Source organism: Enterococcus sp. 5B3_DIV0040 (genome assembly GCF_002140755.1).
Lineage (GTDB): Bacteria > Bacillota > Bacilli > Lactobacillales > Enterococcaceae > Enterococcus_D > Enterococcus_D casseliflavus.
The window spans coordinates 2,324,988-2,339,996 of the sequence record NZ_NGLC01000001.1 but is presented as its reverse complement, the minus strand read 5'-3'; the positions used below and the strand labels follow the sequence as shown (position 1 = coordinate 2,339,996).

19 protein-coding genes are annotated in these 15,009 nt (G+C 42.7%); 16 read left to right on the top strand and 3 right to left on the bottom strand.

The annotated features are described in order from the left end of the window. The first annotated feature begins 122 nt into the window (after nucleotides 1-122). On the top strand, nucleotides 123-524 hold the full coding sequence (locus A5883_RS11040; protein WP_005225423.1) for an Ohr family peroxiredoxin: 402 nt from the start codon (nucleotides 123-125) through the stop codon (nucleotides 522-524). Nucleotides 525-601: 77 nt separating this feature from the next. Continuing rightward, the gene (locus A5883_RS11035) at nucleotides 602-1,636 is read left to right on the top strand and encodes a hypothetical protein (protein ID WP_086338563.1); all 1,035 of its coding nucleotides are present in this window, start codon (nucleotides 602-604) and stop codon (nucleotides 1,634-1,636) included. Between the two features lie 60 nt (nucleotides 1,637-1,696). Here the strand turns inward: A5883_RS11035 and A5883_RS11030 are convergent, their stop codons facing one another. Beyond that, nucleotides 1,697-2,041, bottom strand: a complete 345-nt coding sequence (locus tag A5883_RS11030) for a peptidase (protein ID WP_005225425.1) — start codon at nucleotides 2,039-2,041, stop codon at nucleotides 1,697-1,699. 292 nt (nucleotides 2,042-2,333) lie between these two features. Here A5883_RS11030 and pepA point away from each other — a divergent pair, with 292 nt between their 5' ends. The 4 genes from pepA (at nucleotide 2,334) to ytpR (ending at nucleotide 5,537) form a co-directional block, all read left to right on the top strand. Further along, nucleotides 2,334-3,410 carry a glutamyl aminopeptidase gene (pepA, locus tag A5883_RS11020; protein ID WP_086338736.1) on the top strand — a complete coding sequence of 359 codons (1,077 nt, stop codon included), beginning with the start codon at nucleotides 2,334-2,336 and terminating at the stop codon, nucleotides 3,408-3,410. Between the two features lie 133 nt (nucleotides 3,411-3,543). Beyond that, nucleotides 3,544-3,864, top strand: coding sequence for a thioredoxin family protein (locus tag A5883_RS11015; RefSeq protein WP_034857755.1), 321 nt, complete (start codon nucleotides 3,544-3,546; stop codon nucleotides 3,862-3,864). Nucleotides 3,865-3,876: 12 nt separating this feature from the next. After that, a complete protein-coding gene (locus A5883_RS11010) occupies nucleotides 3,877-4,338 on the top strand; it encodes a universal stress protein (protein ID WP_005225429.1) in 462 nt (153 codons plus the stop codon). 584 nt (nucleotides 4,339-4,922) lie between these two features. Continuing rightward, entirely contained in the window at nucleotides 4,923-5,537 is a 615-nt protein-coding gene (gene ytpR / locus A5883_RS11000) for a YtpR family tRNA-binding protein (protein ID WP_086338562.1), read from the top strand. A 68-nt stretch (nucleotides 5,538-5,605) separates the two neighbouring features. On the opposite strand, the gene A5883_RS10995 is transcribed toward ytpR, so the two are convergent. Beyond that, a complete protein-coding gene (locus A5883_RS10995) occupies nucleotides 5,606-6,910 on the bottom strand; it encodes a S1C family serine protease (protein WP_010747716.1) in 1,305 nt (434 codons plus the stop codon). 373 nt (nucleotides 6,911-7,283) lie between these two features. Here A5883_RS10995 and rlmH point away from each other — a divergent pair, with 373 nt between their 5' ends. The 8 genes from rlmH (at nucleotide 7,284) to A5883_RS10955 (ending at nucleotide 12,310) form a co-directional block, all read left to right on the top strand. Then, nucleotides 7,284-7,763: a 23S rRNA (pseudouridine(1915)-N(3))-methyltransferase RlmH gene (rlmH, locus tag A5883_RS10985; RefSeq protein WP_008379108.1), complete on the top strand. Its 480-nt coding sequence runs from the start codon at nucleotides 7,284-7,286 to the stop codon at nucleotides 7,761-7,763. A 43-nt stretch (nucleotides 7,764-7,806) separates the two neighbouring features. Then, the gene (locus A5883_RS10980; protein ID WP_086338560.1) at nucleotides 7,807-8,667 is read left to right on the top strand and encodes an LEM-3-like GIY-YIG domain-containing protein; all 861 of its coding nucleotides are present in this window, start codon (nucleotides 7,807-7,809) and stop codon (nucleotides 8,665-8,667) included. Between the two features lie 187 nt (nucleotides 8,668-8,854). Next, nucleotides 8,855-9,592: a tRNA pseudouridine(38-40) synthase TruA gene (truA, locus tag A5883_RS10975; protein WP_086338559.1), complete on the top strand. Its 738-nt coding sequence runs from the start codon at nucleotides 8,855-8,857 to the stop codon at nucleotides 9,590-9,592. A 42-nt stretch (nucleotides 9,593-9,634) separates the two neighbouring features. After that, on the top strand, nucleotides 9,635-10,393 hold the full coding sequence (gene map, locus A5883_RS10970) for a type I methionyl aminopeptidase (protein WP_086338558.1): 759 nt from the start codon (nucleotides 9,635-9,637) through the stop codon (nucleotides 10,391-10,393). 592 nt (nucleotides 10,394-10,985) lie between these two features. Continuing rightward, nucleotides 10,986-11,084: a type I toxin-antitoxin system Fst family toxin gene (locus A5883_RS18995; RefSeq protein ID WP_115233064.1), complete on the top strand. Its 99-nt coding sequence runs from the start codon at nucleotides 10,986-10,988 to the stop codon at nucleotides 11,082-11,084. Between the two features lie 173 nt (nucleotides 11,085-11,257). Next, nucleotides 11,258-11,416, top strand: coding sequence for a PTS glucose transporter subunit IIA (locus tag A5883_RS19815; RefSeq protein WP_441316250.1), 159 nt, complete (start codon nucleotides 11,258-11,260; stop codon nucleotides 11,414-11,416). A gap of 286 nt (nucleotides 11,417-11,702) precedes the next feature. Beyond that, on the top strand, nucleotides 11,703-11,966 hold the full coding sequence (locus A5883_RS10960) for an AbrB/MazE/SpoVT family DNA-binding domain-containing protein (protein ID WP_086316420.1): 264 nt from the start codon (nucleotides 11,703-11,705) through the stop codon (nucleotides 11,964-11,966). Continuing rightward, complete coding sequence (locus A5883_RS10955; protein ID WP_016610020.1) at nucleotides 11,960-12,310, top strand: type II toxin-antitoxin system PemK/MazF family toxin; 351 nt, start codon at nucleotides 11,960-11,962, stop codon at nucleotides 12,308-12,310. The genes A5883_RS10960 and A5883_RS10955 overlap by 7 nt, the downstream gene beginning before the upstream one ends. A gap of 315 nt (nucleotides 12,311-12,625) precedes the next feature. On the opposite strand, the gene A5883_RS10950 is transcribed toward A5883_RS10955, so the two are convergent. Continuing rightward, nucleotides 12,626-13,033 carry an Lrp/AsnC family transcriptional regulator gene (locus A5883_RS10950; RefSeq protein WP_376706897.1) on the bottom strand — a complete coding sequence of 136 codons (408 nt, stop codon included), beginning with the start codon at nucleotides 13,031-13,033 and terminating at the stop codon, nucleotides 12,626-12,628. A 120-nt stretch (nucleotides 13,034-13,153) separates the two neighbouring features. Here A5883_RS10950 and A5883_RS10945 point away from each other — a divergent pair, with 120 nt between their 5' ends. Both A5883_RS10945 and msrA read left to right on the top strand, forming a co-directional pair. Continuing rightward, a complete protein-coding gene (locus tag A5883_RS10945) occupies nucleotides 13,154-13,699 on the top strand; it encodes a cysteine hydrolase family protein (protein WP_035006689.1) in 546 nt (181 codons plus the stop codon). A gap of 325 nt (nucleotides 13,700-14,024) precedes the next feature. After that, nucleotides 14,025-14,948, top strand: a complete 924-nt coding sequence (msrA, locus tag A5883_RS10935) for a peptide-methionine (S)-S-oxide reductase MsrA (RefSeq protein WP_086338557.1) — start codon at nucleotides 14,025-14,027, stop codon at nucleotides 14,946-14,948. Nucleotides 14,949-15,009 lie beyond the last annotated feature (61 nt).

Here is a 15,009-nt window from a genome sequence, read left to right as displayed (position 1 = left end):
ATCCAGAGTTTCTGGGTTTGCCTTTTTTTGTTTTTTAAAAGGATGCATAAGCAATCCCTTTGTCAGATTAGAAAATTGTCGTTACACTTGAAGTAGGTCAAAAAAAGAAAGGAAGAGGTTCAATGAAAAAGCAATATGAAACAGCGATGATCAATCGAGGCGGACGTGTCGGAGAGGTCGAAGCACCAAACGGTAGTTTTCACCTGAAAATCGACAAGCCAGGTCTTCATAGTGAAGGGACCAATCCAGAGCAATTATTTGCCGCAGGCTATGCTTCATGCTTCAACGGTGCCGTACAGCATATGCTGAAAGAGCATAACATCGAATCCGAATCCGAAGTTAAAGCAAGAGTGTCTTTGTATCAGCATGAGGACGGCAGTTACCAAATCGGCGTGATTTTAGAAGTATCGTTACCGGGCGTTGAAAAAGCCGAGGCAGAGAAAATCGCAGAAGAAGCCCACGATTTTTGTCCGTATTCTCGGGCCACTCGCGGCAACATTGATGTCGAAGTACAAGTAGTCTAAGCATTATTACGAATAGACAAACAATAAGCGGCTGGTAAATCAGCCGACAAGAGGGAATTCATCAAGGAGGCCAATCAATGAGACAAACAGAGAGCTTGCTGCTTTTGGGCGTGTTTGCGGTTGGCCTTTTTGTGGTGTACTGGCTGAAAAAGCACCGACAGGCGCGCCACAACCAAGCACTGGCAGCTCAACTGAAGCGTTATCCCAGCGTGCGGCAGGCGTGGCTGGCAGCCGGGGCAAAAAGGGAAGCAGTCCTTTTGGTTCCCGGTTTAAAAGAAGCCACTGCCGCAGTGGCAACGACGGCAACGGCGAAAGCAGAAACGAGGCTGCACAAGCATGCGGATCAATGTCAGGCAATGACCCCACAAGGGTTGGCCGTTTCAGAGGACTATTTGTTCCTCTCAGCGTATTGTTCGCAGCAGGAACATCACTCACAGCTTTATATAATAGAAAGAACGAGCGGGCGGCATCTGAAAACGGTGGTTCTGCCAAAACGCCCTCATGTCGGTGGCCTAGTCTTTGATCGAGCAACGCAAATGCTGTGGCTAACCATTACAGGGAAAGGAATGGGGCGCGTGGCGTGTGTTTCTCTACAAGCACTGCTGGAAGATGATTCCTTGGCAACCAATCAGCCTATCGCTTATCAGCAAGTCATCGAATTGGCAGGCATCACTCACAGCTCCTATTTGGCAGCCGATAGCGGTGAACTTGTTTCAGGGACCTTTGCCTTGAAACAAGGGGGCGTGGTGGCGAATTATCCGCTGCCTGTTCTTTCAGACAGCGGTCGCAAAGCGTCTCCTCGCATCAAGCCGCGTAAGAGAAGGGTCACCACCACGAAAGTCCAAAGTATCGCCTTTACCACTGAATACATGTTGCTGGCACGTTCTTTTGGACCAGGGTCGGCGGAGTTATGGGTCTTTTCAAAGGATGCAACGGTGCTGACCCGCAAACATGCGTTGCGGCGCATCAAGTTTCCCCATTACCTTGAACAGATCGTGGTAGAAAAAGGACAGCTGTACTGCTTGTTTGAAAGTGGGGCATGGGCGTATCGGCAAAAAGGCGGCAGCATCGATGAAGTCGTGGTATTGGATCTTGCGACCTTGCTCCAGTAAAAGCACTGCTTAAAAAGAAAAAAGACCAGCCTCTTAAGAAGCTGGTCGTAAGTGCAGTGATTAGTCCACGATTGCTCGTTGGATATCTAAGACGGTGCCTGTATGAGCATCTGCCAAAAATTCATAGGTGACAAGCTGCCCGTCTTCGGTGCGGGTGATGCCGCCAGTATATCCTTGGGAAGTGATCGCAAATTTGCGCAAAGGTTGTTTTTCGAAATTGATCCAAGAACCTTCGATCGGTCCTTCTTTGATAAACGCCGCTTTTATATTGTCTAAGACATCATCGGCATTCATGGCTTGCCTTTTCTTCAACCAGATCGTTGAAAAAATCCCTCCTGCAAAGCCAAGACCTAAACCGATGGTCAGTCCATTTTTAAAATAATGCAATGGATGCTCATTCTCCATCTAATGTCCCTCCTAAAGTAAGTTTTCCCGAATGTTTTGATCTCGGTGAAAGCACAGGTTCTCTTAACAATAGTTTACCATAGTTTAGAAATATTCTATAAGAAAAATAACCAACAATAGAAATTTGCGCTATAATAAAGAATATCAGTAGGAATAAGGAGGAAGAGAGCACATCCGTTGTTTCACCCAAAAATTGCTGGAAAACACAGCAACAGCAAGCGTTGCTTTTTCAAAAAAAGCAGCTTTGTTTCTTTAGGGCAACAAACAACCGATACGTGTTTCTCGAATGATCATGGAAGAAAAAACATTTCAACGCATCAAAGAACTAACGGAGTTACAAGGAACCAGTGGGTTTGAACACGACGTGCGGGCGTATATGCGTGAAGCGATGACCCCCTTGGTGGATGAGATCCATCAAGACGGCTTAGGCGGCATCTTCGGTTTGCGTCACCACCAAGAAGCAGATGCACCACGAGTGATGGTAGCTGCTCACATGGATGAAGTTGGTTTCTTATTGACGACGATCACCGATCGCGGCTTATTCAAAGTCACTCCTTTGGGCGGATGGAACCCTTATGTGGTTTCTGCTCAACGCTTTACATTGAAAACAGCGAAAGGCGATTATCCATGTGTTTCTTCTTCAGTACCGCCACATTTGTTGCGAGGAAGCAGCGGCCAAAAAAATGTCGAAGTCACAGATATTTTGTTTGATGCTGGGTTTGAATCAAAAGAAGAAGCAGAAAGCTTTGGTGTACGTCCTGGCGATACGATCGTCCCACAAGTGGAAACCATCAAAACAGCCAATGGGAAAAACATCATCTCGAAAGCTTGGGACAACCGTTACGGCTGTGCAGTCGTATTAGAAGCACTTGAAGCCTTGAAAGAGGAAACGTTAGGCCATACGCTGATTGCTGGTGCCAATGTTCAAGAAGAAGTCGGCTTACGAGGTTCTCGTCCGTCTGTGACGAAATTCAAACCCGACTTGTTCTTTGCGGTCGATTGCTCGCCAGCAGATGACACAGTCACCAAAAATGGTACCTTTGGTCATCTAGGGGCAGGGACTTTGATGCGAATCTATGATCCAGGCATGATCATGTTGCCACGGATGAAAGAATTCTTGTTGGATACAGCAGAAAGCAACAACATTCCGTACCAATACTTTGTTTCCAAAGGCGGTACCGATGCTGGTGCGGCACACATGGCAAATGAAGGGATCCCAAGTTCAGTCATCGGTGTTCCTGGACGGTACATCCATACCCACCAAACCCTATTCAGTATCGCTGATTTTGAAGCGGCACGGGAAATGGTGATTCAAGTCTTGAAAGGATTGGATCGTTCCACTGTAGATACGATCTTGGCAGGACAATAAGCGAGAACGAACGAAAGCAAAGAGACAGCCATCCGTTGTCTCTTTTTTTCTGCAGGGCTTTGCAAGATCAGCATGTCAGTTGGTAGTCCCTGAAAGAAAGGTGTATACTGAAAGAAAAGAAAGTGGTGAGCATTTGATTATTCCAAAAGATTTAGCAGAGTTAGCAACATATGTGGAGAAAGGCAAAAATGTCTTCTTTTTCACCGCCGATTGGTGTGGCGATTGCCGCTACATCAAACCGCAATTGCCTGAGATCGAAGCGGACTTTCCAGAGCTTCAATTTATCGAAGTCGACCGTGATGAATATATGGATGTAGCGGTTGAATGGAACATTTTTGGTATTCCTAGCCTCGTCGTTATCGAAGACGGCAAGGAGCTGGGACGGTTAGTCAACAAGGATCGCAAAACCAAAGAAGAGATCGAAGCCTTTTTAACCAGCGTACAATCAGCATAGGAGGGGAAAAAGATGGAAGCACAAAGATATCAAAACATTTTAGTAGGGATCGACGGTTCAGATCAAGCGATGTCTGCCTTCAAAAAAGCAGTGGAAGTCGCTCGTCGAAATCAAGGGAAGGTCTATGCCGCAACGATCATCGATCAGCAAGTGCCGACCATGATGGGCTATGCACCTTTGGATAGTTCGATCTTGGAACAAGAAAAAGATACGGCGAAAAATCTGATCGACGACTGCAAAGCTTACGCAAAATCAGTGGATTTTGATCTAGTAGAAGGCATCGTCGCTTACGGCTCCATCAAAGATGCCCTTGCCACTCAATTACCAGACCAATACGACATCGATTTGATCATGGTGGGGCAATCTGGGCTGAACGCCGTGGAACGCTTCATGATGGGGAGTGTCGCCAGCTTCGTTATCCGTGAAGCCCGGTGCGACGTGCTGATCGTATCGCCTGAAGAAACCAAAGCGTAAGGTGTAAGGTCTTTTTTGAAAAAATAAGCTTGTCGTTGCCGAGTTCTTTTCCTTAAAGAAGATGGCAGCAAAAGAAGACAAGGGTTAAAAGAAAGTTCCTGAGAACCAGCGATGTTTCACTCGTTAGCAAAGCATTGTCTTTCGCTGATGAGCTGCAGCTGGTTCTTAGGTTTTTTTGTGCTCGTTTTGAGGGAAGACATCTGTCGCTGTTGTCTTGTTTCGTAGGTAATAGTGCCAAACAGAAGTTTTTAGAACCAGCGTTTATCGGCTCGTTAGCAAAGCAGCGTCTTAGCTAATAAGCCGCAGCTGGTTCTTAGTTTTTTCCTGTATCCGTTTTTTGGGAAACTTATTGTTGTTGCCTTCTTTCGTAGAAAGTAGTTCTACCAGCAAGTTCTTGAGAAGCCGCGGGTTCTGCTCCTTCGTCAATTTTCAAACTAAGCCAGCCAGCAGAAGTTGGTTCTCAGGCGTTTTTTGTCTTTGAAAATAAGTAGAATTTCAGGGAAAACAAAGAAATTCCATGACGGATGCCGAAAAATTTGTTAAGATTATGGGCGGAATGTGTAAGTACCTAAGGAGGAAAAAACGTGATTTTTGCTTATAACAAAGAATATGTCAGTGATACACTGCTTGCCATCACAGCAGATGATAAAGGATTAGAACAAACCGTCGAACGCAACGGTAATGTTGCCCAAATCAAAAATGAAGAAGGCACGATCGTCGGCTGGAACTTTTTTGCGATCTCAGAAGTGATGACGATCGAAGGCCGTGGCCAAGTGACGTTGACGAAAGAACAAATCCAACAATTGAACACCATGATCAAAGAAGCAGGATTCAGCGAAGAACTGCCAGCAGATACAGAACCAAAAATCGTCGTTGGCTATGTGAAGTCTTGTGTGGAACATCCAGACAGCGACCATTTGTCTATCACGGAAACAGAAGTTGGAGAGGGGGAAGTCTTGCAAATCGTCTGTGGTGCTGCCAATATCCGTAAAGGCTTGAAAGTCGTTGTCGCAAAACCTGGGGCAATGATGCCAGATGGCTTGATGATTTGGCCAGGGACGCTTCGTGGCGTAGAAAGCTTCGGAATGATCTGCTCTGCTAAAGAACTACATTTAGAAGGTGCACCAATGAAAAAAGGCATCCTTGAGCTGCCTCAAGATGCCGTTGTAGGTGAAGCTTTTCCAGTCGGTAAAGCCTAAAAAAATGAACTGCCGCTTCCTGTTTTTGCGGCAGTTCATTTTTTGATTGTTTCGATTGGTTTTGATGATTAGTTGCTGCTGTCTGTTGATTGTTCGTTGATCGACGTATCAACGGAAAGTTTTACTTCTGCTGTTTTTTCTTCATCGCCACGATAGAAGGTTACAGTGATCGTGTCACCGACTTTGTGTTTGTACAACGCAGATTGCAGATCCGTTGTTGTGCTGACTTCTGTGTCATCGATCTTCGTGATAACGTCATATTGTTGCAATCCTGCTTGTTCTGCTGGTGTTGCATTGTTGACTGAGTAGATCACAACGCCAGAAGTTACGGATGAAGGAACTTTCAAGATTTGTTCTTGTTGTTGTGATGTGATGGAACCTAAATCGATCGTTTGGATACCTAGTGCAGGGCGAACCACTTTGCCATCTGCTTCTAGTTGATTGATGATTTCAACGACATCGTTACTTGGGATCGCAAAGCCCATCCCTTCGACACTAACACCTGAAGCAGAGCCAGAGGTGCTGGCGATTTTACTTGAGTTGATCCCAATCACTTGGCCATCAACGTTGATCAGTGGACCACCTGAGTTCCCTGGGTTGATCGCAGCATCCGTTTGGATCGCATTGATACTGATCGTACCACCAGATTCGTTTTGGCTTGTTACTTGACGATTCAAGGAAGAAACGATCCCTTGTGTCACAGAGTTTGCGTAGTCAGAGCCTAGAGGAGAGCCGATCGCGATGGCTGGTTCGCCGACTTTCAAGGCACTTGAATCACCAAATGTTGCGGCAGTCGTCACATGCTCTGAAGAGATTTTCAATACAGCTAAGTCTGTGTAAGCGTCAGTACCGACCAATTCAGCTTTGACTTTCGTACCGTCTGCTAAGACAACTTCCAAACCGTCTTGACCTTCTACGACGTGGTTGTTGGTTACGACATAGGCATCGTCGCCATCGATTTTGTAGATAACACCACTCCCTTCAGAAGAAGCTTCTAAAGCACTGTCGTCATCGCTTTGGCTATCGCCTTCACTTTGTCCGCCTTGCTGACCAAAGAGGCTGTTCCAATCGTTGCTTTGACTTTGTTGTAGATTAATGATGGAAACGACAGAATCTTGTACTTTTTCAACTGCCTCAGTGACATCGCTAGTCACATCAAGTTTTACATTGGATACTTGGGTTTGTCCGTTAGAATCTTGGACCCCGCTGTTGGTCGTGGTTTCTGGTGTTGAAGTCAAAGAGGAACCCATTGCCAGATACAGACCGCCGAAGGTCAATAAACCGCCGACCATACCGCCTAAAATCCCAATACCTAATCGTTTTAATAAACCAGGAGAAGTTTTCTTGCCTGGTGTGACATATTTTCTTGCCATTACTATTTCCCCCTTAATGAATAATTCGTTATAATCAGTATATTCCTTCTATCTGAGATTAGTCTACTAAGAGATTTTGAAAAAAATATGAAGAAGTTGCGTAAGAATCTGTTTCAAACGATGAAATTTTCTTCGCAAAACCCGTTCATTTTTGAATAAAAATAGCAGGCAAAACTGGGGAGAAGCGAAGGTCTGTTTATCCACAGTGTGTGGACAAACTTGAAAGCTTTGGTTGGGTGGGTGAAGAAACCCTTCAAGTGTCGCAGTTTCATAGATGAGATAGAAGAATTTCAAAGAAAGTCAAAGTGTGTAAAAGGTTGTGGATAGCATTGTCCACATGTTCATAAAATAAGGGGATAACGAGGAGGAATCTATGAAAATCAAAATCGTCACAGTAGGAAAACTAAAAGAAAAGTACCTCGTTCAAGGAATCAACGAGTATGCCAAACGATTGGGGGCATACGCAAAGCTTGAGTTTGTCGAAGTACCAGATGAAAAAGCACCAGAAACCTTGAGTGAAGCCCAAATGCTGCAGATCAAAGAAAAAGAAGGGCAGCGCATTTTAGCCAAAATCAAAGACACCGAATATGTCTTTGCCTTAGCGATCGAAGGCACTAACCCCACCAGCGAAGCCTTCGCCAAACAAATCGATCAACTCGGCATCCAAGGAAAAAGCCAACTGACCTTCGTCATCGGCGGCTCCCTAGGATTGAGTCAAGAAGTCATGACCCGCAGTGATGCCAAAATCTCCTTTGGCAAAATGACCTACCCGCACCAACTCATGAAACTGATCTTATTGGAGCAAATCTATCGTGCGTATCGAATCAATACGGGGGCGCCGTATCATAAGTAAAACGAATTAGTAAGGATAATCTATCAATAAAAGGAAAGAAAAAATGAAGGAAATTAATCAGTTTTCAGCTTCTACGCTCGCAACATTACAAAAAGATGAGAAGCATCTATATTATGTATATTGTTTAGTTGATCCTAGAAACAACCAGCCTTTTTATATTGGGAAAGGAAAAGGGAATCGTATTTTTGCCCATCGGCAAGCTGCTTTAAATAGGATGAAACAAGCAAATTTAGTTGGAGAAAATGAAACAGCAATTACTTTAAAAATTAAAACGATTCAAGAAATTATTGAATCAAATTTACAAGTATTAAGTTATATCCTAAGTTATGGGTTATCTGAAAATGAGGCATATGCAAGCGAAAATGTTATGATCAATTATGCACAGCTGGTACAGGGGCTTTCACTGACAAATTTGGTGAAAGGACATGGTTCTAAAGTAATGCTCGTTGAGGAAATCGAAGAGCGTTTTGGCTTCCAACCAATGTCTATCAGTGAAATAGCAACGGATGACTTGATATTAGCAGTAAAAGTAAGAGATGCTTTTTCTTTGAGTAAAGATGAATCTAAAGAATACCCTATCGATGAAGAATATCGGGATATTTCAAATCTAAAGTCGCGAACTTTAGGGAACTGGGTTATTGGGCGCAATAAAATTCAACACATCCGTTATATCATCGCTATTAACACAGGAGCAGAAAATGCTATTGTGGCAGCTTATAAAGTATCTGAGCAGTTTTCAGAATCAAAGAAACTAGAAAACGGCCTAACGCGATATGCGTTCCGTGCACTATCAACCAGAGAAGAAACACTGAAGGAACTCAATTTAGTAAAGCGTTCATTGCCAGAAGTTAAATTTGGAAGCGGCAGTGCGATCGCTTATATAAACACAAAACAAGCGAGATAACGTCATATTGTTCTTTTAAGAACTTTTAGGTTGACGAAACGTTTATAAATAATAGAAATAGTATGAAAAATAGAAAAATTTTTGTGTACTGTTTCTTGTATCAATGCACTTGTATATTTTTTTAAAGTCACTTTAAACAACAATCACAACTATCCACCGATAGTATCGGTAAAAAGGAGCAACAACCATGCGAAATATCAAATTAACGATTGAATATGACGGCAAGCGCTACTTAGGGTGGCAACGACTAGGAGATTCTGAAAAAACGATCCAAGAAAAAGTTGAAGGGGTCATCAAATTATTGACGGGAGAAGAAATTGAGATCGTCGGTTCTGGTAGAACCGATGCGGGCACGCATGCTCGAGGACAAGTGGCGAATTTCAAGACGACCCATCAAATGAGTTTGCCAGAGATGCAGCAGTTCTTTAACCGCTATTTGCCGCAAGACATCGTCGTCAACAAGATTGAAGAGGTGCCTGAGCGCTTCCATGCACGCTATCACGCCAAAGGCAAGCAATACAGCTATTATGTTTGGAACAACGCGATCCCATCGGTCTTTGTTCGCAATACTAGTTTTCATTGCCCTCAGCCCCTTGATTTGGAAAAAATGCAGCAAGCGGCTGAGAAGTTGATCGGCACCCATGATTTTATCGGCTTTTCTGCATTGAAAAAATCAAAAAAATCAACGGTGCGCACGATCGATGAAATCACCATCACACCAGAAGGCGACCTATTGCGGTTTACCTTCAAAGGCAACGGCTTTTTGCATAAAATGGTCCGAATCTTGACAGGCACACTGATTGCCATTGGCGATGGCACACTGCCACCAGAAGTGATCGATCAAGTGTTAGCCGATAAAGTACGACAAGCAGCTGGTGAAACAGTGCCTTCTCATGGCTTATTTCTAGATGAGGTGTATTATTAAAAGAAACAGGGTAATGGCTATTTAAGGAAAGGAGATCATCTATTGATCACATTAAAATCCCCACGAGAGATTGAACAAATGAAAACTTCTGGTCGTATCTTGGCAAGTATTCACGAACAGCTACGAGAGAAAATCGTTCCCGGTATCACCACGAACCAAATCAACGCCTTTGTCCATCAACAGATAGAAGCTGCAGGGGCAACAGCCGCGCAAATCGGGTTTGAAGGCTATGAATTTGCGACGTGTATCAGTGTCAATGAAGAGATTTGTCATGGTTTCCCTTCAGAATATATTTTAAAATCAGGCGATGTCGTCAAAGTCGATTTTTGTGTCGATTACAAAGGGGCAATCTCTGACAGCTGTTGGACGTATGCGGTAGGAGAGATTTCACCAGAACATCAAGCACTGATGGAAGTCACGAAAGAAGCCTTGATGAGAGGCATCGAGCAAGCACAGGTCGGCAACCGAGTTGGCGATATTGGTTATGCGATCCAAAGCTTCGCTGAAGAAAAAGGGTATGGTGTCGTGCGGGACTTTATTGCTCACGGCATTGGCCCAACCATTCATGAAGAACCATTCTTTCCTCATTTCGGGTTACCTGGCAAAGGAATTCGGTTGAAAGAAGGTATGACGATCACCATCGAACCGATGATCACGACAGGCACTTGGCGCATGAAGATGGACCCGAACGGCTGGACAGCACGCACCATTGACGGCAGCTACTGTGCCCAATATGAACACTCGATCGCTATCACCAAAGAAGGTCCTGTCATCATGACATTGCAAAAGGAAGAAGCGTGAACATCACTTAATGTCTTTGAAAAATAACTGTGTGTAATTTCCCTAACATGTATACTTTCTACATCTCTTAAAAGGGCGTACCTACTGATGGTACGCCCTTTCGAACTGTGCTTTTTTCATAAAGACTCACAAAAGAACTCAGAAATCAGTTTATTCATATCGGTATTTTTGATGGAGTCATTCAAATAGCATATCGTGTGCTCAGTTGTTTTGGAGTGATTTAATCAAACTAAAGAACGATCTTTTTTCTACCTAAAATGAAAATAGGATTGAAGAGTCAATTCTGATTTATCAGCCCGATAAAATAAAGAGCGAAACTAATTAAACCAATGAATTTCAAATCATTCATACAATGGACTAGAAGCTTAAAAGTGTTTGAGATTTTTTCCCTTCATTCTTTCTATAGAAGACTATTTTATAGTGTGAGGACAGAGTTGACGTTAGATATTTAAGACCAGCTACTAGATAAAAAATAGGTAATTTATTCAATTAATAGATTACACTTTTATTTTTGAAAACTGTCTAAATGATGCTGAAGATTTGATATAATAAAAAAGGCAACTTGCCCCCTGGGGGGGTGTTTGTAGTGTATATGAGTTTTCTATCGTTGGTTGTCGCACCAATTATTGTTGGTATAGTCATCGAACTATTTTCTCACTGGTTGGATGAGAAAGACAAAGACGACAACTAAGCAAGTTGCTATCCAACTCACATGCTAGCAGTCGCAACTAGCATAAAAAAAGGCGCTCCCTTTCGTCGCGGTTAGGGAGCGCCTTTGTGCTGTAGTGCTATAAATTTTCTATCGTTTCGCAAGGTTATTATACCACAGAAAAAAATAAAAAACTACCCGTGATATCCACTTGAATAGATAAAGTAAACGACCCAGTATTTTCTGATAAAGCCATGGGTGACGGTTTTGCAGGTATTCCTATTGAAGAAATTATTGGCTTCCTGATTAGTGGGAAAGTTAACTATTTTTTCGAACTAGCTATGCTATCGAATATAGAACACATGAGGGAATAAGTAAGGGAGGGACAGCAATCCCTGTTGTTTACTACTTACTTGCATCCAAATATTGTTAATACCTAAAGAGCGTATCAACGTGGTTATAATCAAATCGTTTATGTCAGTCATTGTCCTGCAATTTGACATTTCGGCATACTACAAATTTTTATTAGCACAGCAGAGTCCACTTTTGAGAACGATTCTTTTTAATGGAATTTAGGTGAATTGACCAAAAAGGATAATTATGTATATACTCCGTCGCGATATATGTTATACTATGTATATACAGAAAGAGGTGTCGCGCATGGAAATGTTACCTATAAAAAAATGGGGCAATAGTAACGGACTTAGATTGCCAAAGTACATTATGGAGTATCTTGGCATTCATACAGATGACAAAGTGAAGATAATACAAGAAGAAGTAAACGGGCATAAACGGCTAATCATCGAAGCGGCAAATTTAGAAAACGAGTTAACGATTGAAGAGTTATTTGAAAATTACACTGCTGAGAAAAATCATGTGGAAATTCAACATTTAGGTGAAGCAGTAGGGAATGAAAAATGGTAAGAAAACCTAGACAAGGGGATATTTTGTTATTGGATACAGCTCCTCGTGCTGGACATGAACAAACGGGAAAAAGGCCCTATATTGTTTTAAGTCATGACATGATTGCAGATTATAGTAACGTTGCCACCGTTGCTCCGATTTCTAGTACAAGTAGAAACTATCCGTTATATGTAAGTATTGATCCAGACTATGGAATGAAGACAACAGGAAAAGTATTGTTGGATCAATTAACGACAATTGATTATGAAGCCAGAGCATGTGTTTTTTTGGAAAAAGCGCATGAGCACTTGGTTGATGAGTTATTGATGAAAGTTAGAACAGTATTTCAAAAAGTAAGTAAATAAAAACAGCATGCTCATCTTATCGATGTTGACCATGCTGTTTTCTTTTATTCTATAAACGCTTTGTCTCGTAACATTATACGCCGTACAATCTTTGAGATACTAGCTCTATTCCCGTGATCCTGAACGATACTTTTATAAACAAGGCAACGGGGGGCGCTTTTGTGTCTGCACTAGCAATCTTAATATTTTATGCTTGGCGATATTTGAATTCGGCACGCTGCTGCTGGGCATCATTGCGAAAATTTCGACGATCAAGACTTTGATGAATATATCAAGGAATCTAATGAATGTAGGACTAGCCCACAGACGCTAACATCAATCATCCCCGTGATTGAGTTTGTCAGCCACAAAGGTTTCTACACTATACCTGCCCCACTTTGAGAGACTCTCTATAAATAAAGGGAAGGTTACATCTGTAAAATGACTGACCAAGAGATAACAAGCTTGACCTGAAACTTTATGAAAGACTTCAATTTCTTTGTATTGATTCACGAAGGCTTCAAAAGCTGTATAGCGATTTGAATCCATAAAAAACCGGATGTATTGCGTACTTGGGTAGTTTACTACAATACTAAATCGCTGAATGATTCCCTCATCTTGCAACTTCAAGATCCGATTGCCCACGGCTTGTCCCGTCAGGTGGACCATTTCGCCGATTTCTTTGTTCGATAATTTGCTGTTTTGTTTCAGGATAGCTAGGATTTGTTCATCGATGATGTCCATAAGGGTTCCTCCTTTCATAATGAAAGTAAATTGACTTTATCTTTTTCAAGAGACGCTTTGTTGTAGGGTCATATGTATTTATACTGGATTATAACAAATAAGAAAAGAAATGGTGATTCTATGAAAAAAGCTTTAGTAATTATTGATGTCCAAAATGACTATTTTAAAGAAGGAAGAATGGCCCTTCATTCCCCTGAACAGGCGCTTGCAAACATAAATAAACTAGAAGCGTCTTTTATCGAAAAGCAACTCCCGATCATCTATATCCAACACATCAACGATCAAGAAGCAGCTGATTTTTTTGAACGAGGGACCAAAGGTGTACTGCTGCATGAACAGTTAAAAACAACGCATTCTTCTATTATTATTGAAAAGCACTTTCCTAACTCCTTCATTGAAACAAATTTAAAAGAAACGTTAGACTCTTTAGGTGTCCAACAAGTTATCATCACTGGGATGATGACGCATATGTGCATCGACTCAACCACAAGAGCTAGCAAAGAACTCGGTTATCAGCCCATACTGATTTCTGATGCTACGGCAACGAAAGCATTAACATTTGAAGCACACGAAATTCCTGCCGAAGCTGTTCAACGAGCGTTTTTATCGGCGTTGGAAACCTTCTCTACGGTGATGAAAACCGATGACTATTTAAACGGATTGTAGAAAAATTGCGTATTTACTAACAAAGGCAAACGTTCATTTGCATTGAGTGGTTCTTGATCACTCTTTGAAATTGGCAATCCTATCTCATTCCGCTTCAATGTTTCTAAAAAAATGGATGCCCAGTTGCGTACACACCAATTATACTGAGCTGATCCCTCAGAGGATGCATGCGAACCAATTACGCACCAACCCATACAAAAGCCAAAAACGTTCGAGGATTTCTCCCGAACGTTTTTTGGGCATCAAATTGGGCGAATCGGCGAAACTATGGTACAGTGCAACCAAACAAGGAGCGAGAGCCGCTCCTTCATGAGACAAAGGGGCAATGATGATGAAGCAAACAACGATGGCGTGGCTGTCAGAAATCTATAATTTGATCTTGCATCCTGGCACGAGACAGTGGGAACGAGAACAACTGGTGCAAGCAAAAAATACACTGGAAACTCAGATGGCGACCAAACAAAAAGCAGGCAAACACGAAAAGGAATCGTCAAATAGCCTTGAAGACCAACAGACCAGACGGGTTTTGGAAAAACTAGAAGCGTCGTTGCGTCCGTTGGCACTGAGAAACAATCTGACCCCGAATGTCGCAGAGTTTTATCAAACAATCAGCCAGTCAGCACCGACAAAGGCAATGAATGAAGAAACAAGCAAAGTCCAACCAGCAGAAGTTTCCGTGGAGCCGAACGAAACAGGTGGAAAAGCACAAGAAGTGGCTATTTTTGCTGGCGGCTGTTTTTGGTGTATGGTAGAGCCTTTTGAAGACCAGCCGGGCATTCTTTCCGTCTTGTCGGGGTATACCGGGGGAACAGTCCCGAATCCGACGTATGATCAAGTACTAAGCGGAACAACAGGGCATGTCGAAGCGGTAGAGATCATTTTTGATCCCGAAATCATCACCTATCAGGACTTGTTGCAGTTGTATTGGCAAGTGACAGACCCGACAGATGCTTTCGGACAATTTCAAGATCGCGGCAATTTTTATCGCCCAATCATTTTCTATACGACTGCTGAACAGGAAGTGTTTGCGCAAGGAGCAAAAAAGGAACTAGCCCAATCTGGTTATTATCAGCAACCCATCGTGACCGAGATCCGCAAGGCCACGCAGTTTTGGCCAGCGGAAAACTACCATCAAGCATTTTACAAGAAGCAGCCAAAGCGCTACCAGCGGATCAAGCGAGCGCGCAAACAACTGATGCTTTTTTATCGGCTGAAACGCTGGACAAACCGAGGAAAAAAACGATCATAAACAGAAGATCACTAAAAAAAGCGGGGCTCCGAGAAAAGGGCAAATGGATCAAATGAAGGCT